Below are 24,632 nucleotides of genomic sequence, written 5' to 3'. Positions count from 1 at the left end.
GAAAGAAAGGGCGAAGCACCTCTTTGCCGACCTTTTCTTTCGCCTTTGTCATTAAAGTGAAACGCAAGAGTCATCCAACTGTCTTCGGACCGGAATAAATCATTTTCGGTCAGGGAGTAGTTCGGTTGGAAAATCAATTGCGAACAAAGGTCAGTCGGTTGATCGGGCGCGTCCCGCGACCTTCGGTTGCCGACCTCCTTCTAGTGTTGGCAATTGTGGTTGCAGCGGTTCAGGCCGCCCGCCTGATCTGGACGGTTGTCACGCCGTTAGCCCCAATCGGCGATTGGCGACCCACCAAGGCCCAAATCGTTCCACTGGCGGAGAGGTCGGCACTTTTTGGCGGTTTTGATCCATTTTTCAGGACGCAGTTTGCGTCCACAAATACAGAAATTGTTACGTCACTGCCGCTGACACTTTACGGGATCCGAACCAATGAGGCTTCAGGGGGCGGCTCGGCCATTATCGCAGGCGCCGATGGCATCCAGTCGAGTTGGACCGTCGGCGAAACAATCATGCCCGGCGCCGTGCTGCATGCAGTCGCATTCGACCATGTCGTGATCAGTAATAACGGCATTCTTGAAAAGCTTTTCATCGATCAGTCAGTCCCTGCGGAGAATGTAACCCCGCAGCCTTCGGTCCCGCCAGTCACAACGGTATCGGGGCCAGCCGGTTCCAAGAACGGCGCGCCCAAGCTGAACTCCCAGAACCTGCAACAATCGATCGGCCTCACCCCGAGGAGCGAAGGAGGCCGGGTGACTGGTTTGGTCGTTGCCGCCAAGGATGACGGCACGATGCTCGGCGTTGCCGGATTGCAGAAGGGTGACATTATCACCGCCATCAACGGCAGGCCTGTCTCCGCGCCTTCCGAACTTGCAGCCCAATTGCGCCCCGGTGCGCGCCTGACGCTCGATGTTGAGCGGGGTGCTCAAAAAGTCCCGGTCGCCATTATTCTGGAACCATAATGAAGAAATATCTGATCGCCTGTTCGCTTGTCGCCTTGCTGGCTGTAACCCCCTTGCAGGCCCAGCATGTCCTGAACGTAAGAGATGCCGATATTCGCGCCTTTGTGCAGGATGCCGCGCGCGTTACGGGTCAAACCTTCATCGTCGATAGCAGGGTGCAGGGGAAGGTGTCGGTAGTTACCGATCGATCGCTGTCGCGTTCTGAATATTTTGAAGTATTTTTGTCTACCCTGCGGGCCAATGGCCTTGTCGCCATTCCTTTGCGCGGCGGCGGTTATCGCATCCAGCAGGCTGAAGGGGCGGCAACCCAGCCGTCACGCGTTGGATCGGCTTCGGCACCCGCTAGCCAGTTTGTGACAGAGGTTTTCCGGCTGCGTTCGATCGATGCCACGGCGGCCGTCGAAACCTTGCGGCCCTTGGTCAGCCGGGAAGGTTCAATCACGGCCAACCGCAATGCAAACAGCTTGGTCATTGCAGATTATGCAGACAATATTCGCCGCATTCGCGATCTTGTTCGTCAGATCGATCGCGATAGCGCCGCAACACAGATCGTAACGCTGGATTTTGCTGGAGCACGCGAGATTGCCAGCGCGCTGCAGGGTCTCGCAGGGCAGGGCGTCGGCGGCGAGGGTAGCCGTCCGCCGGTGACGGTGGTTCCGGTAGATTCAAGTAATGCTATTGCGTTGCGCGGCGATCCGACTTCGGTTTCACGATTTGCTGCTATGGCACGCGAACTGGACAAGCGGGCAGAATCCGGTGCCGAAATCCGCGTCTATCCGCTTGAATATGCCAATGCCGAGACTTTGCTGCCTACTATCCGTTCATTGATCGGTGAAACGGGAAGTGAAAGCAGCGATGCAGGCGTTGCGCCTGCGGCGGCTGCAAATGCGTCGCCAAGCGCGGGCGCCACGTCAGCTGCGTCGGTTGCCGCCCCGATTACTGCCACTGGTTCGGCAACGGCGCTCGGCGGTCGCGGGAAGGTGGTTGTCAGTCGCTATGAAGGCAGCAATGCCATCATCATTGCGGCGAGTGCGGACGTGCAGAAAATGCTGGGCGAACTTATCCGGCAACTCGATACGCGTCCGCAACAGGTGCTGGTTGAGGCTATCGTCGTTGAGATTGGCAACGATGCGGCAAAGCGCCTTGGTGTTCAGTTCCTTGTTGGTGGGAAGAATGCCCCCTTTGCGGCGACCAACTATTCCAATGCCGTTCCAAGCATATTGACCATTGGCGGGGCGGTAGCTGCAGAAGAATTGGCCACCAACACAACCACGGTAAATGGAAATGTGACGACCACAACGCAGCGTTCTCCGCTTGGAGACAGCTTGCAGCAGGCAGCTGCCCAATCATTACTTAACGCAACCGGTGGTTTTGGCGGGCTGGCACTCGACATCGGCAATGATGCGATTTTCGGAACGATCATCAACGCCGTGCAAAATGATACCGAATCCAACATCCTCGCAACGCCGCATATTGTGACGCTGAACAACCAGAAGGCCAAGTTTCTGGTAGGGCAAGATGTGCCAATCACGACTGGTGAGGCTCTTTCTGGCAATTTTGACAATGCCTTTCGGACCGTGCAGCGCAAGGAAGTAGGTATCAAGCTGGAGGTGATGCCGCAGGTCAACAAGCAGGGCGAAGTTAAGCTCTTCGTCCGGCAGGAAGTTTCGAGTGTCGCCGGCCCAGTGTCGAACCGATCGTCGGACCTGATTTTCAACAAGCGCGAATTCGAAACGACCCTGACGGTAGGCGATGGCCAGATCCTTGCAATTGGCGGCCTGCTGAACGATGATGAACGCCGGACCATCGAGAAAATTCCCTTGCTGTCCGATATTCCGCTGCTGGGCGAGTTATTCAAGTCGAAGAGCCGGACAAGGCGCAAGACCAATTTGACGGTGTTTATCCGTCCGACCGTCATCCGCAGCCGTGCTGACGGCGATGTCCATACCGCGCGTCGCTATGATTATGTGCGCAACCTGCAGCTTGACCGTAATCCTGATCTTGAGCCTTCGATCGATCAGCTTTTTCGGGACTATATGGGTGCGGTGTCACCCGTGGCTCCGACGGTTTCGCAGGGCGATGTCCTAATTGGCGCGTCAACCGATCGCAGCAGAACCGAGGATGGCGCAATCCAGTCGCTGCCCGAAAGCGAGGTCCGACCATGAGCGATAGCAGGCCGGAAGGAGAGGTTCCGGGTTCGCCGCTGTTGCCAGCGTTGCGCGTAAATCTGCCTTATGCATTCGCCAAAAGCAGGGGTGTGGTTATCCTTGACGATGACGGCGGGCGGCTGCGCGTTGCCATGCGCAGCGATGCTAACCCTGCTGATTTGCTTGAGGTTCGCCGTTATCTCGCAATGCCTTTCGATGTCGAGATTGCCGAACCCGCTGATTTTGATAGGCATCTTTCAGAAACATATGCCGTTGACGGGACGGCCGAAGCGATGGCCGGGTCGATCGGCAAAGAGACGGACGAGGGAGACCTTTTGGGCTCTGCCTTGCCGAGCGCCGATGATCTGCTTGACAGCGCCGACGATGCTCCGGTGATCCGGTTGATTAACGGCATTATTGCAGAGGCGATCCGCCAAGGCGCCTCCGATATCCATGTTGAACCTTATGAAACCGGCCTTGTTGTCCGCATGCGGCAAGATGGTGTCTTGCAGGAACGGCTGCGTATGCCGCCTCATGTCGCCCCGGTCGTGGTCAGCCGCATCAAGGTCATGGCAAGACTCGACATCGCCGAGCGGCGTGTGCCGCAAGATGGCCGCATCAGCCTGACACTAGGCGGAAAACCGATCGATGTGCGCGTTTCGACCCTACCAAGTCGCGCTGGCGAACGCGTGGTTCTTCGAATTCTGGATAAGGATCACGCATTCATTTCGCTCGACTTGCTGGGCATGTCTGAAAATGCACGGACGATGGTGGGGTCAGCGCTGTCCGAGCCCAATGGCATCATTCTTGTGACCGGCCCCACCGGTTCGGGCAAGACGACGACCTTATATGCCTGTCTCAAGCAACTAAATGACGGGAAGCGCAATATACTGACGGTCGAGGATCCAGTTGAATATGCCTTCGAAGGTGTTGGCCAGACTCAAGTCAATGCCAAGGTTGGAATGACCTTTGCGGCTGGGCTGCGCGCGATTTTGCGTCAGGATCCTGACGTGGTGATGGTCGGGGAAATCCGCGATCGCGAAACCGCAGACATTGCTGTGCAGGCGGCACTCACAGGGCATCTTGTGCTTTCTACAGTGCATACGAACGATGCAATCGGCGCCATTACACGCATGCGCGATTTCAAGATCGAACCATTTCTGCTGGCGTCGACTTTGCGGGGGGTCATCGCGCAGCGACTGGTGCGTCGTCTTTGTCAGGAATGTCGAGAGCCCGTGCAGACTGATGCGAGCGCTGCGGCATTGCTTGGCTTTGATGCCGGAAGCGTGATTTACCGCGCAAAGGGGTGCCCGTCATGCGGTCAAACTGGCTTTCAGGGTCGTATTGGCGTGTTCGAAACAATCAAGATCGACGATACAGTAAGGCGGTACATCACCAATGGCGGCGACGAAGCAATTATCGCCCGTCATGTTTTCGCCAATAATCCCAATCTCGCGGCGGCTGCACGGCGGCTGGTATCGGAAGGTCAGACGACTGCTGAAGAGGCAGTACGCATCATGCGTGCGGAGGCAAGCGGAGATGCCTGATTTCGCTTGGCGGGGAATCGATGTTGAAGGCCGAGAACGCACTGGTCGGGTGGCTGCTGCCAATGACGCTGCTGCGCGCGCGCGCCTTGCCCGCCAACGATTACATATTATCGCTGTCGAGCCGGCAGCCAGTGAAGCGCGAACGGTTTCGGTCACGGCGATCCTGCGTCGAACGCCAAAGCTAGGTCTGAAGCAGCTCACTTTGTTTACCCGACAATTGTCCTCGCTGGTGCAAGTTTCGCCGCTGGAAGAAGCGCTCCGTACTGCGAGCCTTCAAACCGAATCTATGCAGGTCCGTGCAATCCTCGGCAATGTGCATAGCGGTGTCGTCGAAGGGCAGCGCCTTTCAGAAGCGATGCGTCGCGAAGAAGCCAGTTTCCCTCCGCTGTATCGGGCGATGGTGTCAGCTGGTGAAAGTTCAGGGGCACTTCCCGAGATACTTTTGCGGCTTGCGACGCTATTGGAGCGGCGGGCAGCAATAAACAGCAAGCTGCTCTCGGCTCTCGCCTATCCCTTAATCCTAACGCTGGTCGCAACGCTGGTCGTTTCGGCATTGATGATTTCGGTCGTGCCACGCGTGGTTGAGCAATTTGACGATGTAAATCAGCAATTGCCCTTGATCACCCAAATCGTCATTGGCGTTTCCGCTTTTCTCGCTGCTTATTGGTGGCTGCTACTTTTGGCACTGGCCTTCATCGTGGGCGTCTTCGCGGCATTGCTGCGGAGAGAAACTGTTCGGCTAAGGGTGGACAGCCATCTGCTTCGTCTTCCCTTTCTGGGCCGGTTGATCCGTGATCTCAATGCAGCACGCCTGTCGCGGACGCTCGCCACGATGGTGTCAAGCCGTTTGCCCTTGCTTGATGGATTACGGCTCACCCGCGATACCATCGGCAACAGGGCCTTGCGCAAGGCCAACAACATGATGATTGAACAGGTGCGCGGGGGCGGCAGCCTATCTGGTGCCATGCGAGCGACTGGGGTCTTCCCGCCCCTGCTCGTTTATCTCGCGGCAAGCGGTGAGAGTGCCGGGCAATTGGATATCATGCTCGAGCGGGCTGCCGATTATCTTGAACGCGAATTCGACGACTTTACGGCAACAGCGCTTTCCCTCCTTGAGCCGCTGATCATTGTAATGATGGGCGGTGTCGTTGCCGTCATCATCTTGTCGATCCTCCTTCCCATTCTTCAATTGCAAAACCTTGCAGGACTGTGACCATGATCTCTCGCAAACTCATCTGGAACCTCTTCACCGATACCGGAATGCCGGTCCGCCAGAGCCGCCGGGAAAAGCTGCCAAAGTCCGAACCGCGCCAGTCGCCGGGAATTCGGTCCAACGGCTTTACCCTAACCGAAATGCTGGTGACGCTTTTCATCCTCGGGCTTGTCACCACCGTCGTGGTTATCAACGTTCTGCCCAATCAGGACAAAGCGATGGTGGCTAAGGCCAAGGCGGATGTATCTACGCTGTCACAGGCGATGGAGAGTTATCGGCTGGATAACATGACCTATCCTTCGGCAAGCGAGGGCTTGCAGGCACTTGTAACACCGCCGGCCGCTGCTGGATCCAGCTCGGCGCGCCCGGGATACATCAAAAAACTGCCAAATGATCCGTGGGGTCGGCCCTATCAATATGCCAATCCCGGCCGCAACGGCGCGTTTGACGTTTATTCGCTAGGGGCTGACGGAGCGCCTGGTGGCGAAAATGAAAATGCCGATATCTATTCGGAATAAACCCACGCCAACCGAGAACGGCTTCACGCTCGTCGAAATGCTGGTTGTGGTTTTTATCCTTGGCCTAGCATCGGCGGCGGTGGTCCTTGTGGTCCCGCCGGGTGGCAGCGCGCTACGCACCGACGCTGAAAGGCTGGCCGCGCGCATCGCATCTGCGCGCGATGAAGCCGTTTTGCAGGCGAGACCGATCGCGGTCTGGACACGCGCGTCAGGCTATGGTTTCGAAAGAAGGATAAACGGTAAATGGCAACCCCACTTGGATACGGCCTTCCGCAACCAAGAATTTAGCAGCGGGGTACGCATAAGTGGCCCGGCCAACAACCGCATCTTTTTTGATGCCACCGGCTTGCCGTCCCGCGCAGTCGAAATTACCCTGTCCGATACGGATGATCGCAGCATCGTAAAGATCAGTGCTTCGGGTGAGGTGGCAGTTGCGCGCTGACCATCCCCGACCCGATGGCTTCACCTTGATCGAGGTGGTAGTCGCGCTCGCGATTTTCAGCCTTGCTGCGCTTGCGCTGATCCGATTGTCTGCTTTTTCGCTGCGTACGGGCGGGGACGTGATCAGCCATGAAATGGCATGGCAGGTCGCTCGCAATCGCGCGGTCGATGTGTTGTCTGGTCCCCAGCCACCTGTGCTGGGTGAAACGCGCGGAAACGATAGCAATGGCGGGCAGAACTTTGTCTGGCGCCAGACTGCGCGACAAACCGATGACTCCCGTTTCGTCCGCGTTGATATTGTTGTGGAAGGCGTGCAGGGCGGAAAGGCCGTGATCTCGCTGGCAAGGCGGGCATTGTAATGCGCATGGTTCGTCCAATAACTTGTGCCAATGGCTTCACGCTTGTCGAAATGCTTGTTGCGCTTTTCGTTTTCGGGCTAGTCTCCGCTGCAGGGGTCACCTTGCTGCGTAGCAGTGCCGACGGGCAGGTGCAGTTGCGTACCAAATTGGGCGAACGCGCCACGTTAAGTCGTTTGTCGAACCTTCTCGAAGCAGACCTTGCTCAGGCTGTGCCCCGGCCGGTGCGCCGATCTGGTGGCACTATCGATGCGGCCTTCACCACCGTCGATGGCCAGTTGTTTTCCTTCAGTCGCATAGGTGCGGTCGGCACAGACGATACCGGCCAGTCATCGCTCGGCAGAATTTCGTATCGTTTCACCAAGGGTCAGCTTGTGCGCGGTTCGACTGCCCATGCTGATGGCGGCCAAAGCAGCGAGGCCATCATTCTCGCCAACGTTGCTGACATCTCTGTCCGGTTCAGGGATGCTACCGGCATATGGAGGAGCGATTGGTCCGCGCTGGATCCTGAAGCGATGCCGCGCGCAGTCGAAATGCAGATCGTCGCAGCCGGCGCACCCGCTTATAAGATGCTGTTCCTTGTTGGTGCCGATGGCTTGCCTAAGCCTGTTGAGCCGGAGGAACTGTCCGGTGTCTGATGCCATTAAAATGCCCGAGCGTGAACGGGGTGCAGCGTTGTTGACCGTTTTGCTGCTGGTTGCTGTAATGGCCGTGATCACTGCAACTGCGCTGGACCGGTTGCGTCTGTCGACCCGTCTGGCGGTCAATGGGGCTGCAATGGCGCAGGCGCGGGCCTATAGCTATGCCGCAGAGGCGATCGCGGCGGTGCGGCTGGAAGACCTGATCCAGTCCAGCCCCGCGCAATTGACCGTAAACGGAGACTGGCTGGGGCGCGACTTGCCGGTACCAGTCGACCGGGGCCAGGCAGTGGTGAACATCAGCGATGGCCAGAATTGCTTCAATCTCAACAGCCTCGTCTCCGGCAAGGGAGGGCAGTTGTCCGCTAACCGTCGCAGTATCGGTCAATTTGCCAAACTGATGACGCTGTTGGCAATCGCGCCTGCCGATGCGGCGGTGATTGCCGATGCAACTGCAGACTGGATCGACAGTGACAGCGACGCCTTACCTTATGGCGCAGAGGACGGCTATTATGCCGGATTGAGCAGTCCGTTTCTGGCGGCCAATAGGCTCTTGGTCGATGCGGGCGAATTGCGGGCCGTTCGGGGGGTGACATCGTCCCATTTTGAACGATTGCGCCCTTGGATCTGCGCTTTGCCGATTTCGGAGCCCGTTAAACTCAATGCCAACACGCTCATTCCCGAACGTGCGATATTGCTTGCGGCGTTACTTGAGGGAAAAGTTTCGCCGACGCAGGCGAAGGCTTTGCTCGCCATTAGACCAGCCGGAGGCTATGGCAGCGCCGTCAGGTTCTGGGCGCAGCCGCAATTGGCCGCAGCCCAAATCCCAGCCGATATTCAGGGTCAAATAGGTGTGACAAGCAACTGGTTTTTTATACGCAGCCGAATCGCGGCTGAATCAATTGAGCTGGAGAGCGAGGCGCTTCTCGATGCCCGATCGCCGCAAGTTCGGACCATATGGCGCCGTTGGGGTGATGCAGGATGACCTTGCTTGCCCGAATAAGCATTTTGCCTTGCGATCCGACCGATCAGCCCCGCTTCTGGGATTTGACCGAAACCGCGCTGCAACCGGGTCATGCCGCCCCGACTGAGGGCGAAACGCCCTTGCTTATTGCGCTGGTGGCACCGCAAGACAGCGTAATGCGGGTGCATCATTATGACGGCCTGACAAAACGGCAGGCCGAAACGGCCGCTCGGCTTGATGCAGCATCAGCCTCTGTCGATCCTGGCAAAGTGCATGTCGCAGCGCAGGCCCGAGACGCCGATATTCAGTCGATCACGATTGATCGAGCGCAGTTTGCGGCTGCTTTGGGTATATTGCAGACACATGGCTTTGATCCGGATCATGTCTGGCCTTTTGGGCTCGTCCTCCCAGATCAGATTGATCCGGTCCGCGCTAGGCTAGGCGGAATGGCAGTTGTCCGCTCGGGAGCACTGCTCTTGCCGGACGAATCCGAACTGCTCGCCAGGTTGATCGACGGACAGCGCATTCTCGAGATCAACGATGCCGAACTCGGCGACAGTCTTCGCGCTGCGCTGCAAGCATCGCCTATTGACCTTCGTAGCGGTGAATTTGCGAAGAAACGTCGGAGGTCGGCAATTGACCGCAACAAACTGCGCTTTGCCGGGATTATCGGCGGTGCAGCACTTATCTTGAGCCTGCTTCTTGCCATTACGAACTGGGTCCAGGCAAAACAGGCTGTCGCGCGCGAAGACGCAGCAACGCTTGCCGCTGCCCAAAAGATGGTGCCGTCGGTTCAGTCCCCTGACGAGGCGCCCGCGCGGATAGAGCGTGAGTTGGTTTCGCGTGGCGGCGGAAAGCGCAGCTTTACCGTTGCGACTGTGGCGGTCTGGCAGTCGCTGCGTCAATCCGAGGGTGCAATTTTGCGCGACCTACGCTTTGGGGAAGACAGGATAGTGTCGCTGACGTTGACGGCTGCATCGGTTGATCCGATTAATCGTGTGCTGACAGATTTGCAGGCCAAGGGTTTCAAGGTAACGGCGACGCCCCGGCAGGAAGCCAATGGCGCGATTGCGGCGGCGATCACTGTGAGGACACCATGATCGAAGCATTCAAAAACTGGTACAGCAATATGTCGCTGCGCGAGCGGGTGATGGTTGCCGTTGCCGCTGGACTGTCTGCCCTTGTGCTTGCAATATATGGGCTTTATTTGCCGCTGACCAATGCGATCACCGATCAACGTATCGCCTATCGCGAAGCGTTGGAGCGGCGCGTTTCCGTCGAGGCTATGGTTGCTGATTTGCGGGCAAATGCCAGCCCCACCGTTGTCGCTGGTGAACAGGCAGCGCTGGAACCAATCATTCGCGGGACTGCAACCGAAGCTGGCTTCTCGGTCGACGAACTGACATCTCAAGGACAGGACAAGGTTGCGCTTTACATGGCCCAAGCCAAGCCAGCTGCGCTGATGAAATGGATAGCAGAAACCGAAATGTCGGGTGTCTTGGTTGAGACCATCGAGATCAAGCAGGCCGGCGACCAAACAGTCGCGGCGCGGATCGTTTTGACAAGGGCCGGGCGATGATCGCATTCCAGCTTTCGCGTCGTGCCAGGATCGCCGCCGGCTTGGTGTTCATACTGGCATTGCTCGCGTTAATGCCGATGCGTTTTCTGCTTTCAACCAGCATTCCCAACAGCTCGACCATGGCCGCATCCGGCGCCAGCGGTTCGATTTGGGCCGGCCGGATATTTGACATGCGCGCGGGGTCTGTTGCTATCGGAACGATTGAAGCAGGATTGCGTCCTCTCGGTCTGCTTACTGCCGATTATTCCTTATGGTTCAGTCAGCCTGCCGCGGCTGGCACAGAAGGGCTGCGGGGCCGTATTGCAAAGAGCTTTAGCGGAGTTGCGGTCGAACAATTGAACGGCCCGATCGTAATTGGCGGGTTGCTGCCCGGCATGTCTGCGGTGCGGTTGGAATTTGAAGATCTGTCGGTCGATCTTTCCGATGGGCGGTGTCGCACGGCAAGCGGAAGTATTCGAAGTCGGCCCGACAGCGAGATATTCGCAATTCTGGGGTTAGGTGATGGCCTGATTGGCCGTGCACGGTGTGACAAAGGGGATTTGTTGCTGCCGATGACCAGCGGGTCAGGAATGGAACGCCTGGAACTGCGCATTTCCGGCACCGGCAGCTATAGTGTAAAGCTGCTGTTACAACAACCATCAGCCGAGCTCGTTCCGCTGCTGGATCAAGCGGGCCTCACGCCAGTTGCAAGTGGCTATCGGCTTAGCGCCAAGGGAAAATTCTGGTAGCCTTGGGTAATCCCGTGGACATATTGCTTTACGTCGGCCCTCTGGTTTCCGCCATTCTTGCTGGTATGTGCGGTGCAATCATCGGAAGCTATATCGGGGTCATCGTATTGCGTTGGCCGCGATCGGAACAGACCGTGGCGGGCCGCTCGACATGTGACGGATGTGGTCGGACACTCTCGTGGTACGAAATGCTGCCGCTGCTGTCATGGGTAGCGCTGCGCGGGCGATGCGCCCAATGCCGAGCGCCGATTGATGGCATACAGCCGTTAAGCGAGGCGTTGAGTGCAGCTGTTGCTTTCACGGTCTTTCTTTTGCTGCCACCAACAGCGGCGTTCGCTTGGTTAACATTGTTGCTGCTGCTGCTGCCCATTGCGATGCTGGACGCACGGCATTTCTGGTTACCTGACCGGCTGACGATAGCCCTTGCAGCGGTCGGAACCATTGGTGGCAGTGTCACTTCTGGCGGGTCTGGACTTGCTACGCGGCTGATGGGTGCCGTGCTTGCCTATTTGCTGCTCGAAGCGCTGCGCCGTACTTATATGGTGCTTCGCCACCGAGAAGGTATGGGGGCAGGAGACCCGAAACTGGCTGCTGCGATTGCACTTTGGTGTGCCCCGCTCGATCTGCCTCTGTTGCTGTTGGGGGCCAGTGGTTTCGGCTTGGTGCTTGTTTTATTTGCGACTGTGCGAGGACGTGATGTCACACGGCTCCCATTCGGCACCTGTCTTGCTTTGGCTGTTCCCCTACTTCTATGTAGCCAATGGTTTTCGTATTGGTTTTAGCGCCTCAAAGTCAGGCAGGCAGTAATTTCTGAATTTCTTCCGACGGGCTTTCGACTGCATCGATAAGCGCGCTGAGAAACTGGTCGGTGCATTTTTCCCAGTCAAAACTGGATCCCAATTCTGTTGCTGATTGAGGCGATGCCGATTGCGCCCGGATAATGGCGTGCGAAAGCGATTCATCGACCACGCCGGCCGGTTCGGACAGCTGATCAAAATTGCCTCTACCCGAACGCCCCAATATATCTATCGGGCCGGCGACGGGGTAGGCCGCTACCGGCAGACCGCAGGCAAGCGCTTCAATGACCACCAGACCAAAAGTGTCGGTGCGGCTGGGAAAGACAAAAACATCTGCACTGCAATAAGCGCGTGCGAGTTCCTCGCCGAACAGTGCGCCTAGAAAAATGGCATCCGGGAACCGTGCGCGCAATTGCGCAAGCGCCGGACCGTCGCCTACTATAACTTTGGTCCCGGCAACGGGGGCATTTAAAAATGCAGGCAAGTTCTTCTCGGACGCTACCCGTCCGACGGACAACAAAATTGGACGTGGCAAGTCGGCCAGCGCCTCAAGGGGTGGCAGGCCGGAGCGGAATACCGATTTGTCGATGCCGCGTGACCACAGTCGGGAATTTCTAATCCCCCGTTTTTCCAGCTCTTCGATCAAACTGAAGGTCGAAACAAGCACCGCTCGGGCAGGCTTGTGGAAACGGCGCATGATGGGCCAGAACCGATCGGCCGAAATGCCTGTCCGCACTGCCGCATAGTCTGGAAAGCGCGTATGGAAGGCTGTTGTAAAAGGAACATTGCGGCTTATGCACCATGACCGCGCTGCCCATCCGATCGGACCCTCCGTTACGATATGCACGATATCGGGCCGATAGTTGCCCAATGTCTTTCGGACCCGGAACCGAGGAGCGACCGCCAAACGGATTTCTCTATAGCCCGGGATCGGCAATGTCGCGAACTGATCAGGTGTCACCAGTTCAATCTCGTAACCTCGCCGCTGGAGGATCGATACTGTCATGACAAGGCTGCGTACAACGCCATTGACCTGCGGGAACCAGGCATCTGTTACAATCGCGATCCTCATACAGTCTCCCGCACTTTCCGGGACGCATGTTCACTGCGATGTACTTCGAGCCAGTCTACAATTTGCATGCTGCCATCAAATGCTTCGGTCAGCGCGGTGCAGCTCTCCACCCAGTCGCCGTCGTTGTAATAAGTTGTCTCGCCAATCTGGCGAATTTCGGCGCAATGAATATGGCCGCATACCACGCCGTCCACACCGCGCTCCGCAGCCTCGCGTGCCACCGCATCCTCGAATGCGCAGACATATTGGACCGCGTTTTTAACCCGCTTTTTCAGATAAGATGACAGTGACCAATAGGGCAGGTTGAACCACTTGCGCAGCCGGTTCAGCCAGACATTAGCCTTGAGCAGTAATTCATAGGCTTTGTCGCCGAGAAAGGCGAGCCAACGTGCGTAGAGCACGACGCCATCAAAAGCGTCACCATGGGTTATCAGGAGCAACCGTCCATCAGCAGTTTCGTGGATTGCTTCCCGCGCCAGTTCGATCCCGCCGAAGGAGAAACCTGCATAATCGCGGAGCATTTCGTCATGATTGCCGACAATGAACACAACCCGCGTCCCGCGATGCGCGATCTTCAAAATCCTACGCACGACTTCATTATGGGTGTCGGGCCAATACCAACCCTTGCGCAGCCGCCAGCCGTCGATGATATCACCGACGAGGTAGAGCGTCTCGCTTTCGGTGGATTGCAGAAAATCGAGCAGCAGTTCGGCATTGCAGCCCTTTGTACCGAGGTGAATGTCCGAAACCCAAATCGTGCGAAACCGCGCCTTAGGTCGAAAACTTTTTGGCTCCGGATATGCTATCCAGTCTGGAGGACTAGCTGCTGGAGGAGCGGTAAGATTTCTTGCTGCGGTTTCAACATTATTCAACATCGCTCCGTCTCCCCCAACGACTTATGGTCGTTATTTAGAGGAAGAATTTTACATTCACGTCGCGATATGGGGACAATTCAGCGTCGGTTTGATGTCGGTTTTATTGCACCATTCAATTAATCTCAAGCATATATCCCATGGGACGAACCGTTCGAATAATGTCAGGTGCACCACCCAGTTTGAGCGCCTTCCTGAGCCGGCCGATCCAGACATCGACTGTGCGAGTGTCTATTTCCTCGGATGGTTTGCCAATCAGCTTGATAATGTCCTCGCGGGTAAAGACCCGGTCCGGCTGATGCGCAAGATGCAGAAGTAAATTGAATTCGTTGGGTGCCAAATCCACCCTTTGGCCTCTGTATCTGATCCGGCGAGCGAGCGGCTCAATTGCCAATTCGCCAAGCTCGATCTTAGCGTTCAACCAAGTTGTCGGGATCGACTTGGTGTCTAGCCGGTGTAAGATGTCACTAATTGCCAGTGTTCCGATCGTATAGTCATCAGCTCCCGCCTTCAGCGCGCGAGAGACAAGATCGGAATCCAGTTCCTCAAACACCATCGTTATGTTGGCTTCGTGTGTCGCCAGTTCATTGCGAAGCCGGCGGCACATTTCAATTCCCGAAATCGGGTGCATTACAAAATCGACGAAGCACCAGGTTGCGGATGATGGATCTAAAGGAGGAACCGTTGATCCAATGACCATTACTGCTAGGTCAGGGCGCTCCCTCTGCAATTCCGTGAGGAGGGTAGGGCGGTGCGTTGTAAAGAGCACTGTCTTCCGATCCGTCATTATTGGCTTCCCCTCTGCAATTTCTGCTAAATGCAGCCTCTAAATGACAAATTCATGACTCCTGTTTCACGGGTCGCCGACCGAAGAGTTGCAGTGATAAGTCGAATTTTCTGGGGTAAAACACCCGGACTATGGCGTTCTATGGCTAAGGCTGATGCCAAGATGCGCGGCAAGCATTGGCGCTATCATGCGCATGTCGATTTCGCCGAGGTCGCGTTTTGCAGACACATCCTTACCCATAATCATGAATGATGATCGCATTCTGCTGCCGCGGGGAAAATAGCCGTGCATGCCTTTCGAAGCAGAGGGAGCAACCAGCGGTGCATCAACGCCTTTGAACCCCCCGGCATAGGCTCCGTATTCGAAATTGACATAGAAGCTGGCTCTTGGATTACCGCCCATGGACGCGACATCTTCAGGAACAGCTAAGTTCGCGATCTTGTTGGCAGGATCGCTTTTGAGTTTCTCGAGAAGCGCCTGGACGCGGGCTGCAACCGCTGCATCATCGGGGTTGGCGAGCATGATCGCGCTCGAGCCACCAGAATTCCAGGGCGCTGCTTGCCAGCTCTTGATCCTGCCAGCGGAATCGAGCTTGATCAGGCCGGCATCGATGAAAGCCCTATAGAGATTAATCTCGGTTGAAGTTGCCGCGAAGCCGTGGTCCGATGCGATAGCGATCACCGCATCGGGATCAGCCTTCATCTGCGCGTTGACCAGTCGGCCGACGATTGTATCAATGCGCTTAAGGACACGGTGCGCTTCAGCGGTGTCTGGTCCCTTTTCATGCTGCTCATGATCAAGAGCAGTGAAATAAACGGTCATGAAATCCGGCTTTTCCTCGCGGATCAAGGCTTCGGCAAACAGCGACCGATTTTCATCGCCCACAATGCTTTCGTCAATGCCTTGGGCGTAGGTTTGTCCAACGGATTTTTCGAGACGATCGACAAGACCAGCCGTTGCCAGAACCTTCATCAGCTTGATGTCGTCGCCATGCCCGGTGCGCCAGATTTGCGGCAAGTTGAACGTGATTGATGTCGCGCCAACGCTGACCGGCCAATGTACATTTGCGGTCTTGAGCCCCGCCTTGGCAGCGGCATCCCATAAAGTTGGGACTTTGAAATCGCTGGCGTACCAATACCAGCCTGACTGGTTAATCTGAAGTGGATCAAATCCGGTGTTCGACACGATGCCATGTTCGGCGGGTGAAACCCCGGTAATCAAAGTCGCATGGCTGGGATAAGTGACGGTCGGCAGCACGCCAACAACGGCGCTGGCGTAGCTGCCTTGCGTTACGAACCTTTGCAGGTTCGGGATGTCGATGCCCCGCTTTTCTGCTTCAAGGATATCGGCCGGTTGCAGGCCGTCAATCGAGATCAGCAGCACAGGCTCGGCCACTACTGCCCCAGGGGAGAGCAGGGCGGCAGCAGCCAGAAGGCGGGGCATCATTCGCATCAGAATCCGACCTTGACCGTCGCAAAGAACTGCTGCGGAGCCCCTGCGAGCAGCGTCTGGTTGTCACCGCTATTGCCAAACCCGTTTGAACCGATCGTCGATACATATTTCTTGTCGAATAGGTTGGTGGCATTCAGCTGCAACTCGATTGGCTGACGCCAGCCTGCATCAAAGCGATAGCCCAATGTGGCATCGACGACTAGGCGCGAAGGAACCGAGCGATCATTCAGATAGTTGAAGTAGCGTTTGCTCATGTAATTGGCGCCCAAGCGACCGAAAAGGCCATCGCTGTCATATGCGATTTCACCGCGCAGCATATGCTTTGGTGTATCGACCACGTCCTTGCCCTTGATCGCGATGACTGTTGCCGTGGCACCCGGGACAATGACATTGTCGCGATAGCTTGCATCGGTAAAGCTGTAGGATGCGAACACTGTAAATCCGTTGCCGAGGCGGTAATCGCCTGCTGCCTCGAATCCGATCGAGCGTACCGAACCGACATTTTGCAGGATTGCCGGGTTGCCGACGATGCCGGGGCCTGTCGGAACGCCCAGCAATCGGTTCCTGAAGTTGACCAAATAAACTCCGACCACGCCGTTGAACCGCGCGTCATTATAACGAGCGCCCAGTTCAAACGTGTCCGATTCTTCTGGCTTAAGACCACGCGTGCGCAGTGCATTGAAACCCGCCTGTGTCGTCGAAAAGGGACCGCTGGTCGCAGACGATACAAATGCGCGGGTCACTTGGGTGAAGCCGCCGAACATTTCGGCATTGCTGCTGAGCTTGTATGCCACGCCGACATGCGGCTGGAACCAGTCTTGTGACTTGATCTTGCCCGCGGCAAGCGAACCCTGCACGCGCGGGTCGGCCTCGTTGTTGACCTGGAAACCCTTCCAGCCGAGGTTGATGGTCAGGTCGCCCAACGCGATCTTGTCCTGCACATAATATTGCAGGGTGTCGGTGTTGAAATCGAACAGCCACTGGGTGAAAAATGGATTGCGTAAAAACTTGGTGTGATCGCGCCCGGCATTTGTAAGGCTTTCATAAGCGTAGAAACGCCGTGCCTGCGTGAAATCATTATGTTCATACCAGCCGCCCACGCTGATTGTATGATCCCCAACTTCCGCTTCCAGCGAGCTAAAAACACCGCCGCGCTGAATATCATATTCCGTAGTGCGAGCGGACATCGGTACCCCGTTAGGGCTGGCGACATAAGGTGTGCCCCAAGTGCCCTGACCGGTATTGTCATGGTAATAGGTTTTGATCTTGAAGGTCACCCTTTCGCCGAGCGGAGCCATCAAACCATAAGCCGCGAGTGTATCCTTGCGCAGTCCGGACGCGTCATAATAGCTGTCGTCAAGATTGTTGATCGGTGCAACATAGCTACCACGTGCTGCCGCAATCGCACGGGCATAGTCGGGAAAGAAATTGTCGTGATTATATCCGAGGCGCCGGATCATCTCGAGTGACAGGTCCTGATAGTCCTGTTCGGCCCGGTCGGAATAAGCGAAATAGGCATCGAACTCTGCCTCACCGACCGGTACAATTGCCTTGGCATTGATCTGCCAGTTTTTCTGAACGCCGCCGCCCTTCCATTTGTCGGCGTTATGATAAACGCCCGAAACGAAACCGCGAACACCGTCGCTTTCGCCAAAATTGATGCGTGTGAAGCCGCGGAGGGTGTTTTCCGATCCATAGGTCAGATTGGCATCAACGCCAAAACCGTCTGCGGGATCGGCGGAAAAGAATTCCAGCGTGCCGCCGAGATTGTTGGTCGCCTGAGTGCCAATTGAGCCTGCACCTTGTGAAACGCGAGTCACGCCGATGTTTTCGGAAGTGATAGCACGGCCGATATGCAGGCCGTTATTATTACCATAGGTGGAATCACCAAGCGGGATACCGTCGAGCGTATAGCCCAATTGGTTCTGGTTGAAGCCACGGATCGATACGCGGCTTGACCATTCGTATGTTCCGAACGGGTCGGCTGACTGGAAGTTCACACTAGGCAGCTTTTCAATCGCCTTGAGCGGGCTGGTGCCGGGAGCGAGGATCTGGATGTCCTCGGATTTGATTTCTTGTACTTGGCGGGTTTCGCCTTGGCCGAAGACGACAATCTCATCAGCAGGCGCGCTGTCGGTGTTTCCCGGCAGGGTTGCTTGGGCAAATGCAGGCGTTGCGACAAGTGCCGCCGTTGACAGCAGGAGAGTGGTGATGCGCATTGTGATTCCCTCTTTGGTTGTTCTGAGGGGGCGCACTAGGATTACACTGTTTCAAAAATGCGTGATACCGATGACGGTTTGGCGTCTCAATTAAGTATGTTTGATTACGCTACGTTGTTCGGCAAGGCTCATGGTCGGGATAATGAGCCGAGCTTGCGATCAATAGCTGTCCATAATTTTGCAAAGGCATCAGCCGCAAGGCAGTTGCCGCCACAGCTTCCTATTGGCGCGCGCTGTACAGCGATTTGTTCGATTGCGCTCGACATAGGTATTACTGGCCAGTCAGGTTGGGCTTTGCATGCTTCCTTATGAAGCGATCGTCGCCGGTCGATCATTGAGAACACCGGCAGCACCACTGCGGATGACTTTGTCATCAAGGCCAATTGGCGCATAACTTCGTCGAGCGCCCTTCGCGCAAGCGGTGAGGGAGATAGCGGGACTATAATCAGATCTGCGGCGCGCAAGATCTGCCGGCCGACCTCATTCATGGCAGGCGGACAATCAAGAAAAATCGTTTGATACTCTTCTTGCAAATCTGATGCGATGCGGGCGAGTCGGCGCTTTTTGCCTAGTCGCGAGAAGAAACTATCAAGATTTAGCAGGCTATTGTCTGCCGGCAAAAGATCAAGATGGTCGACCTCGGTATGAACTATGGCAGAATTTACAGGCCGTTCTCGGGCAAATATAGGCAGCATGGGGTCTGTGGGAAGTTCGTCTTCACCAAGCAAAAATGATGCGCCGCGTTGGGGATCTATTTCCCATAAGAGCACTGGAGCGCCTTGGCGTGCCGCACACCAGGCAAGATTAACCGCAATTGTGGTTTTCCCGACGCCTCCCTTGGGGCTGAAGACGGCGATTATTGTCAATCTTTAGCTCCTGGTTGAGTCACTTCAGGTGGCGACATTAATTGGTCACAGTGCCGACTCAAATCCGTCACCGAAGATTCCCCAATAAGTCATATGGCAACGCTAGCTGCTGTTTTGAGTTTTGATCAGGGGATTGTAAATGTCATCCGATAATATTTCTAAAACGTTCCGGCAGTTTCTTCTCTGTGGCGCAGCATTTGTTGCTGTTCCGGCCATCGCGCAAGCGCCCGGCAGTGAGGAATTGCCAGCCAATGAGGATGCGATCATTGTCACCGGGAGTCGACCGATTGCCGAATCGGAAGCAGCCGCGCTTGTCATCCAGAAGAATTCGGATTCGCTGGTAACAGTCGCTGCGTCAGATTCGGTCGGCCGCCTTCCGGACCAGAATATTGCACAGGCAGCTGGCCGTCTTCCCGGCCTGGCGGTCGAACGCGATCAGGGGCAGGCGCGTTATCTTTCGCTGCGCGGGGCGCCCAATTACTGGACCACGCTGTCATTTGACGGCATCAACATCGTCAGCCCCGAAGGCCGCGATGCACGTTTCGACAGCATCCCCAGCGCGCTTGCCTCGCAGATTGTGGTATCGAAGGCCGTGACGCCGGACATGCCCGGCGAGACGATCTCGGGCAACGTCAATATCATCACCCGCTCGCCGCTCGATTATGACGGTTTCCGCCTGTCGGGCAAACTGGGAGGCGGCAAGGTCGATTATGGCAGCCGCGAGGAATATGAAGGTTCGCTGACGCTTTCTAACGTCTTCGACACCAATGTCGGTGAAATCGGCGTGCTGCTCTCAGGTAGCTATTATGAGCGCAACATGGTCACCGACAATTTCGAAACCGACTGGGAACAGGTATCGCAGGATCGCCGCCCCGGGTTCGAGAACCGCTTCTGGGCGCGTGAGACTGAAAACAAGCTCTATCGCTTGACGCGAAAGAACTGGTCGGTTTCCGGCCGGGTCGATTTCCGCCCGGATGCGGACAACACTATCTCGCTGCGCTCGCTTTACACCATCTTCACCGATGATGAGGCGCGAGACAATTATATCTTCGATATGGACGATCGGCAGGGAGATCTTGTCGCCAATACTGCCGCATGTGCGACTGCGCCAACCAACACCCCGACGACCAGCGCCTATGCAGATGTCTGTAATAACAACGCGTTCCTTGGCACGGTCTATGGCATCGACATCAACCAACGTTCAACGCTGCGCGCCTTTCGCCAGTCTGTGTTCACCAACACTGCCGAAGGCAGCCATCGTCTCGGCGACGATTGGGGCTTCAAATGGGTGGCCAATTACACGGTCTCGAAAGATGACCGTTCGGTCGTCGGCGAAGCGCGTTGGGACAGCCCATCGACGCGTAACCTGCGCCCGACCATCGCTTATGATTTTGCCGATGGTCGATTCCAGCGGATCGCCCTGTTCACGACCAACCAGCTTGCCAGCCCGACTCGCTTTCAGGCGGGTACGCCGGTGACGGCAATCGACGGCTTTACCAAACCTCTGTCGTCGCTGCGCCGCCTGATCGCGGTTGATCCGACCAAGGCATATACCTTCAAGGCCGAACTAGCCCGAGACATCGACCTATTCGGCGGTGAAGGCCGCATCCGCGCCGGTTTCCAATATGACCAGCGAACGAAGATCAACCGCGAGCGCGAAATATTGCTCAATACAGCTGCACAATTTGCGGCTATCGGCATGCCGACCAGCTATTCGGCCTTCTCGCTCGACAGGCCATTTCGCGGCGAAATCCCGCTTGGTTATTCGTTCCGATATTTCAGCCAAGACGCAATGCGCGATGCTACTGACCGCGCCGCGGAGCTTTTCCCTTCGACCCCGGTGAGCGGCAATCATTACAATGTGCGGGAACGCATCCTTGCCGGCTATTTGATGGCGAATAGCAAGTTTGACGGGGGTAGCTTCATCGGCGGCGTCCGTGTGGAAAAAGTCACCAACCGTGGGCAGTCGCTTGCGACCATCCCGGGCGTTACCGGTACGGTCGAAACCGAGAGCAGCAGCACGCTGGCCTTCCCCAGCCTTCATGTCAATTTCGACGTGACCGATGAACAAAAGTTCCGAGTTGGCTTCACCAGCGGCGCAGCACGTGCGGATTACGACCAGATGCGCCCCAATGTCGTGGTGGACGATGCAAACCAGCGCATTTCCGGCGGCAATCCTGCTATTAAGCCCGAGCGGGCCTATGGCGTCGACGCTTATTACGAATATTATGCCCAGCCGCAGGGCTATTTCATGCTGGGGGCCTTCTACAAGCGCGTGGAGGAGGTGCTCTACACCTCGCGTCGCAGTTTTGGCTCAGATGCTCTCAACTTCGGCGGCATCGACCGGTCTGGCTATGCATTTAGCGGGATCGTGAATGGCGGCAAGGGGCGTATCTATGGCGTCGAAGCCGCCGTCCAAGCGCAGCTCGAACCTTATACCGAGCAGCTCGGTCTGCCCGACTGGATGGGCGGGTTCGGTATCACAGCCAATGCGACCTGGAACGATGCTAAGGTGACCAAGCCTGCACTGCTCGACAATTTAGGGGTGCAGCTTGTGCCATCGCGTCGGGTACCGCTTCCTGGAACCTCGGAAGCTGTGTTCAATGTTGGCGGCTATTATGAAAAATATGGCCTATCGCTTCGCCTGCAATATCAAAAGCGCACGACCTGGGCAGACGGTTTTGCCGATAACTTGGCCGACGCCGGCGATACCTATTGGGCGGCTGATGACGAGCTCGATTTTTCTGCCCGTTACGAACTATTCGAGGGCTTCGAAGTCTATTTTGACGCCTCGAACCTGCTGAACAATCCAGGACGCCGTTATTCCGATCCCTCGAACCTGCTAAACGCACTCGGCATTCCGGCACAGCGTAATGGCCAGTACACGATCGAATGGGAGCGTTTCGGCAGCCGTTATACCGGCGGCGTCCGCTTCACATTCTGATGGGCAAGCTGCTTTCTCTGTTTCTCCTCGCCGCCGCGCCCGCCCCGGTTCACACACCCGTGGCGGCCGAGGAGGAAGCCGAAATTCCGGTAGAGCAGCTGATTGCCGCTGCTCTGCCGGCAAAGACTGTGATGGCAAAAGCCGAAACGACCCCGGTGGCAACAATTGACGATGCGGCTGACGATCCGGCAATATGGGTCAATCCGTCAGATCGCGGAAAAAGTCTGATTATTGGGACTGATAAGCGTGCAGGCATCCATGTCTATGACATGGCCGGTCGGGCGGTGTCGTTCACACCCGCGCCCCGTCTTAACAATGTCGACTTGCGCGACAATGTGAGGGTGAATGGCGAAACGGCGGTACTGGTCGCGGCAAGCGACCGTCGCGATGAGACCAATGCCGCGATTGCGCTGTTCACGCTCGATACCGATGCTGGAAAGCTGTTGCCGCTAGCTAACCTGCAGATCGGGCCGGGTGAAGCCTATGGCATGTGCCTGTGGCAGCGGAAGAGTGACGGGCGCGTCTATGCCTTTCTGGTGCTGAAGGACGGCCGTATCGACCAGGTCGAGCTTGATCTGTCGGGAGCCATCATCACCGGTAAGGTCGTCCGTCAGATAAAGCTTAGCAGTCAGTCCGAGGGCTGTGTGGTCGATGATCGTACCGGCCTTCTTTACGTAGCGGAAGAGGATGTTGGAATCTGGCGGTTCGATGCGCGGCCGACTGCCTCCGTAAAGGCAAGGGCTATGGCGCGCGCCAATGGCAAGCAACTGGTTGCCGACGCCGAAGGGCTGGCGATCGCCCCTGCTGGACGCAATGGCGGCTATCTGCTGGCGTCGAGCCAAGGTGATTATGCCTACACGCTATACAGCTTGCGCGGCGGGCGCTATATCGGCCGGTTCCGTATCGGCGATGGCCCGGGTGTAGACGGTGTGCAGGAAACAGATGGTCTTGAACTCGCACTGAGCGATTTTGGACCCGATTATCCGGCCGGTCTGCTCGTTGTGCAGGATGGTGACAACAGCCCCGAAACCCAAAACTTCAAATATGTGTCCTGGGCAGATGTGCTCAAGGCGCTGTTTTAGCGGGTGGAGGCTGCAAAGGCTTCATTAAGCTGTTTCAGTCGGCGCTTCACCGTAGATGATTCGAGCTGCCGATATTTTCCGGCATAGTCGAGGCCGATTTTGCCATTGCGCCGGAGCAAGGCGACGCTACCGAGCGCCGTTCCGGTGCCGCCATCCAGCCGTTGCGCCAGTCGGACGGCAAGGCCCCACAGCCGTGCCCGATCGAGATCGGCTTCTGACGCCAGTTCGGCGAGTACAGGCAGTCCGGGGCGCTTGCCGCCATAAGCCGCGTAAAGCGCGCCAGCGAGGATCGCTCGATCCTCGGCTGTCACGCCCGGCCAATTACCCTCTAGCGCCAGTCCGGCGGCGTGGATCGCGCGATATTCAGGGTGGCTATTCCATGCGCTGTCGGCGAGCAGACATGCCGCATGTCGCAACCGCACAAGCCGCGGGGGATCGTCGTCGAAAAGCGGCGCGATCCAGCCGGAAATGCCGTCGCCATGATAGGCAAAGCGCGACAGACGGTTGCCTTCATGACGTGCCGCCGCAATCAGCGGGTCTTCGCGACGTAATTCGGGATCGAGCCGGTCGAACAGCAGACCTTCGCGCAATCCATAGACGCTGACCCGAATTTCCGATGGTGCGAAGATGCGATCGAGCGCTTCGAGTGTGGCCATCGCTGCCGGCATGAAAGGAATGCGCGCAGTTGATACCACCCCTGATGCCTGCATGGTTGTTTCATTCTCGACGACCTTGGCGAGGTCAGAAAGCGCCGCTTGCGGCAAGGTATAGTTGGACAGGATGGTCAGCGGATAACCGACCGTCTGCATGTGCAGTTGGCCCAGTGCACGCCAAGCTCCGCCGACAAGGTGCAAAGGAAGTCCTTGGCGGATTGTAAAACCGCCTGCCCGGTCGAGCCTCGCCTCAATGTCCTTTGCTATCGCCTTGGGGTTTATGTCTCCGCGCTGGCTCAATGGGATCGTTCCGAATGGCATTGAGATTGGCTGGGCCGGGACGGCATCTTCGATCATCGCCAGTTCAAGGCTGCCACCGCCCTGATCGGCGACATAGCCTTCAGCCCAAGGCATGTCGCACACAACGCCCAGTGCGGAGGCACGCGCCTCCGCCTCGCCGCTGATCATCTCGATGGCAACGCCTGCATCTGTCGCGCGGGCAAGGAATTCTGCTCCATTCGTCGCACGGCGGGTCGCCTCTGTGGCTATGATATGTCTTTCGCCGACTTGCATCGCGCGGGTCAGCGCATCAAAACGGACCAGCGCAGCAATGGCGGCGTCCATCACGTCGGCATCGATTTCTCCCGATTTCGACACGCAATCGCCAAGCGCGATCCGCGCTTTTTCATTGTAGATCGGCATCGGCGCACGCGGCGGGCCGCCATAGACGACCAGGCGGATTGCGTTCGATCCAATGTCAATAACGGCGCGGGGCGAAAGGATCATCCGGGGGGA

At 56.9% G+C, this 24,632-nt stretch carries 22 protein-coding genes; 15 read left to right on the top strand and 7 right to left on the bottom strand.

The features are described 5' to 3' along the window. Nucleotides 1–125 precede the first annotated feature (125 nt). Genes RSE16_11935 through RSE16_11875 form a run of 13 tightly spaced genes read left to right on the top strand, consistent with a single transcriptional unit; the run spans nucleotide 126 to nucleotide 11,875 of the window. Entirely contained in the window at nucleotides 126–962 is an 837-nt protein-coding gene (locus tag RSE16_11935) for a type II secretion system protein N (GenBank protein WRH75410.1), read from the top strand. Beyond that, nucleotides 962–3,127, top strand: a complete 2,166-nt coding sequence (gspD, locus tag RSE16_11930; protein WRH75409.1) for a type II secretion system secretin GspD — start codon at nucleotides 962–964, stop codon at nucleotides 3,125–3,127. Before RSE16_11935 ends, gspD begins: the two co-directional genes overlap by 1 nt. Then, a complete protein-coding gene (gene gspE, locus RSE16_11925) occupies nucleotides 3,124–4,656 on the top strand; it encodes a type II secretion system ATPase GspE (GenBank protein WRH75408.1) in 1,533 nt (510 codons plus the stop codon). Before gspD ends, gspE begins: the two co-directional genes overlap by 4 nt. Then, nucleotides 4,649–5,869 (top strand): type II secretion system inner membrane protein GspF, encoded by a 1,221-nt coding sequence (gene gspF / locus RSE16_11920; protein WRH75407.1) that lies wholly within the window; start codon nucleotides 4,649–4,651, stop codon nucleotides 5,867–5,869. Before gspE ends, gspF begins: the two co-directional genes overlap by 8 nt. 2 nt (nucleotides 5,870–5,871) lie before the next feature. After that, on the top strand, nucleotides 5,872–6,387 hold the full coding sequence (gspG, locus tag RSE16_11915) for a type II secretion system major pseudopilin GspG (protein WRH75406.1): 516 nt from the start codon (nucleotides 5,872–5,874) through the stop codon (nucleotides 6,385–6,387). Next, complete coding sequence (locus tag RSE16_11910; GenBank protein ID WRH75405.1) at nucleotides 6,365–6,829, top strand: GspH/FimT family pseudopilin; 465 nt, start codon at nucleotides 6,365–6,367, stop codon at nucleotides 6,827–6,829. The genes gspG and RSE16_11910 overlap by 23 nt, the downstream gene beginning before the upstream one ends. After that, nucleotides 6,819–7,187 carry a type II secretion system minor pseudopilin GspI gene (gene gspI, locus RSE16_11905; protein WRH75404.1) on the top strand — a complete coding sequence of 123 codons (369 nt, stop codon included), beginning with the start codon at nucleotides 6,819–6,821 and terminating at the stop codon, nucleotides 7,185–7,187. Before RSE16_11910 ends, gspI begins: the two co-directional genes overlap by 11 nt. Further along, nucleotides 7,187–7,822, top strand: a complete 636-nt coding sequence (gene gspJ, locus RSE16_11900; GenBank protein WRH75403.1) for a type II secretion system minor pseudopilin GspJ — start codon at nucleotides 7,187–7,189, stop codon at nucleotides 7,820–7,822. The genes gspI and gspJ overlap by 1 nt, the downstream gene beginning before the upstream one ends. Then, entirely contained in the window at nucleotides 7,815–8,807 is a 993-nt protein-coding gene (gspK, locus tag RSE16_11895) for a type II secretion system minor pseudopilin GspK (GenBank protein WRH75402.1), read from the top strand. Before gspJ ends, gspK begins: the two co-directional genes overlap by 8 nt. After that, nucleotides 8,804–9,886: a type II secretion system protein GspL gene (gene gspL / locus RSE16_11890; protein ID WRH75401.1), complete on the top strand. Its 1,083-nt coding sequence runs from the start codon at nucleotides 8,804–8,806 to the stop codon at nucleotides 9,884–9,886. The genes gspK and gspL overlap by 4 nt, the downstream gene beginning before the upstream one ends. After that, complete coding sequence (gspM, locus tag RSE16_11885; protein WRH75400.1) at nucleotides 9,883–10,365, top strand: type II secretion system protein GspM; 483 nt, start codon at nucleotides 9,883–9,885, stop codon at nucleotides 10,363–10,365. Before gspL ends, gspM begins: the two co-directional genes overlap by 4 nt. Then, a complete protein-coding gene (gene gspN / locus RSE16_11880) occupies nucleotides 10,362–11,093 on the top strand; it encodes a type II secretion system protein N (protein WRH75399.1) in 732 nt (243 codons plus the stop codon). The genes gspM and gspN overlap by 4 nt, the downstream gene beginning before the upstream one ends. Before the next feature lie 14 nt (nucleotides 11,094–11,107). Beyond that, the gene (locus RSE16_11875; GenBank protein WRH75398.1) at nucleotides 11,108–11,875 is read left to right on the top strand and encodes a prepilin peptidase; all 768 of its coding nucleotides are present in this window, start codon (nucleotides 11,108–11,110) and stop codon (nucleotides 11,873–11,875) included. Nucleotides 11,876–11,885: 10 nt separating this feature from the next. Here RSE16_11875 and RSE16_11870 read toward each other — a convergent pair whose 3' ends face one another. The 6 genes from RSE16_11870 to RSE16_11845 all read right to left on the bottom strand — a co-directional run bounded on the left by RSE16_11870 (nucleotide 11,886) and on the right by RSE16_11845 (nucleotide 19,158). Next, nucleotides 11,886–12,962, bottom strand: a complete 1,077-nt coding sequence (locus tag RSE16_11870; protein ID WRH75397.1) for a glycosyltransferase family 1 protein — start codon at nucleotides 12,960–12,962, stop codon at nucleotides 11,886–11,888. Continuing rightward, on the bottom strand, nucleotides 12,959–13,837 hold the full coding sequence (locus RSE16_11865) for a UDP-2,3-diacylglucosamine diphosphatase (protein ID WRH75396.1): 879 nt from the start codon (nucleotides 13,835–13,837) through the stop codon (nucleotides 12,959–12,961). Before RSE16_11865 ends, RSE16_11870 begins: the two co-directional genes overlap by 4 nt. A 112-nt stretch (nucleotides 13,838–13,949) precedes the next feature. After that, nucleotides 13,950–14,621 (bottom strand): response regulator transcription factor, encoded by a 672-nt coding sequence (locus tag RSE16_11860; GenBank protein WRH75395.1) that lies wholly within the window; start codon nucleotides 14,619–14,621, stop codon nucleotides 13,950–13,952. A gap of 129 nt (nucleotides 14,622–14,750) precedes the next feature. Further along, complete coding sequence (locus tag RSE16_11855) at nucleotides 14,751–16,067, bottom strand: ectonucleotide pyrophosphatase/phosphodiesterase (GenBank protein ID WRH75394.1); 1,317 nt, start codon at nucleotides 16,065–16,067, stop codon at nucleotides 14,751–14,753. A 5-nt stretch (nucleotides 16,068–16,072) separates the two neighbouring features. Beyond that, nucleotides 16,073–18,292: a TonB-dependent receptor gene (locus tag RSE16_11850; protein ID WRH75393.1), complete on the bottom strand. Its 2,220-nt coding sequence runs from the start codon at nucleotides 18,290–18,292 to the stop codon at nucleotides 16,073–16,075. A gap of 128 nt (nucleotides 18,293–18,420) precedes the next feature. After that, on the bottom strand, nucleotides 18,421–19,158 hold the full coding sequence (locus tag RSE16_11845) for a ParA family protein (GenBank protein ID WRH75392.1): 738 nt from the start codon (nucleotides 19,156–19,158) through the stop codon (nucleotides 18,421–18,423). A gap of 139 nt (nucleotides 19,159–19,297) precedes the next feature. Between RSE16_11845 and RSE16_11840 the strand changes: the two genes are divergently transcribed. Together RSE16_11840 and RSE16_11835 are read left to right on the top strand one after the other, a co-directional pair. Next, complete coding sequence (locus RSE16_11840) at nucleotides 19,298–22,102, top strand: TonB-dependent receptor (protein WRH75391.1); 2,805 nt, start codon at nucleotides 19,298–19,300, stop codon at nucleotides 22,100–22,102. Further along, nucleotides 22,102–23,184, top strand: coding sequence for a phytase (locus tag RSE16_11835; protein ID WRH75390.1), 1,083 nt, complete (start codon nucleotides 22,102–22,104; stop codon nucleotides 23,182–23,184). The genes RSE16_11840 and RSE16_11835 overlap by 1 nt, the downstream gene beginning before the upstream one ends. On the opposite strand, the gene RSE16_11830 is transcribed toward RSE16_11835, so the two are convergent. After that, nucleotides 23,181–24,623 (bottom strand): Ppx/GppA phosphatase family protein, encoded by a 1,443-nt coding sequence (locus RSE16_11830; GenBank protein ID WRH75389.1) that lies wholly within the window; start codon nucleotides 24,621–24,623, stop codon nucleotides 23,181–23,183. The two genes, RSE16_11835 and RSE16_11830, sit on opposite strands and share 4 nt — an antisense overlap. Nucleotides 24,624–24,632 lie beyond the last annotated feature (9 nt).

This window comes from Sphingobium sp. (assembly GCA_035196065.1).
Lineage (GTDB): Bacteria > Pseudomonadota > Alphaproteobacteria > Sphingomonadales > Sphingomonadaceae > Sphingorhabdus_B > Sphingorhabdus_B rara.
The sequence above is the reverse complement of the archived record's forward strand: the minus strand, read 5'-3'. Positions and strand labels throughout refer to the sequence as shown.

What these genes read in the sequence shown, in the direction of transcription:
- gspD (WRH75409.1), top strand. Translation starts at nt 962, where the DNA reads ATGAAGAAATATCTGATCGCCTGTTCGCTTGTCGCCTTGCTGGCTGTA.
- gspE (WRH75408.1), top strand. Translation starts at nt 3,124, where the DNA reads ATGAGCGATAGCAGGCCGGAAGGAGAGGTTCCGGGTTCGCCGCTGTTG.
- gspF (WRH75407.1), top strand. Translation starts at nt 4,649, where the DNA reads ATGCCTGATTTCGCTTGGCGGGGAATCGATGTTGAAGGCCGAGAACGC.
- gspG (WRH75406.1), top strand. Translation starts at nt 5,872, where the DNA reads ATGATCTCTCGCAAACTCATCTGGAACCTCTTCACCGATACCGGAATG.
- RSE16_11910 (WRH75405.1), top strand. Translation starts at nt 6,365, where the DNA reads ATGCCGATATCTATTCGGAATAAACCCACGCCAACCGAGAACGGCTTC.
- gspJ (WRH75403.1), top strand. Translation starts at nt 7,187, where the DNA reads ATGCGCATGGTTCGTCCAATAACTTGTGCCAATGGCTTCACGCTTGTC.
- gspL (WRH75401.1), top strand. Translation starts at nt 8,804, where the DNA reads ATGACCTTGCTTGCCCGAATAAGCATTTTGCCTTGCGATCCGACCGAT.
- gspM (WRH75400.1), top strand. Translation starts at nt 9,883, where the DNA reads ATGATCGAAGCATTCAAAAACTGGTACAGCAATATGTCGCTGCGCGAG.
- gspN (WRH75399.1), top strand. Translation starts at nt 10,362, where the DNA reads ATGATCGCATTCCAGCTTTCGCGTCGTGCCAGGATCGCCGCCGGCTTG.
- RSE16_11870 (WRH75397.1), bottom strand. Translation starts at nt 12,962, where the DNA reads ATGAGGATCGCGATTGTAACAGATGCCTGGTTCCCGCAGGTCAATGGC.
- RSE16_11865 (WRH75396.1), bottom strand. Translation starts at nt 13,837, where the DNA reads ATGTTGAATAATGTTGAAACCGCAGCAAGAAATCTTACCGCTCCTCCA.
- RSE16_11860 (WRH75395.1), bottom strand. Translation starts at nt 14,621, where the DNA reads ATGACGGATCGGAAGACAGTGCTCTTTACAACGCACCGCCCTACCCTC.
- RSE16_11855 (WRH75394.1), bottom strand. Translation starts at nt 16,067, where the DNA reads ATGATGCCCCGCCTTCTGGCTGCTGCCGCCCTGCTCTCCCCTGGGGCA.
- RSE16_11850 (WRH75393.1), bottom strand. Translation starts at nt 18,292, where the DNA reads ATGCGCATCACCACTCTCCTGCTGTCAACGGCGGCACTTGTCGCAACG.
- RSE16_11840 (WRH75391.1), top strand. Translation starts at nt 19,298, where the DNA reads ATGTCATCCGATAATATTTCTAAAACGTTCCGGCAGTTTCTTCTCTGT.
- RSE16_11835 (WRH75390.1), top strand. Translation starts at nt 22,102, where the DNA reads ATGGGCAAGCTGCTTTCTCTGTTTCTCCTCGCCGCCGCGCCCGCCCCG.
- RSE16_11830 (WRH75389.1), bottom strand. Translation starts at nt 24,623, where the DNA reads ATGATCCTTTCGCCCCGCGCCGTTATTGACATTGGATCGAACGCAATC.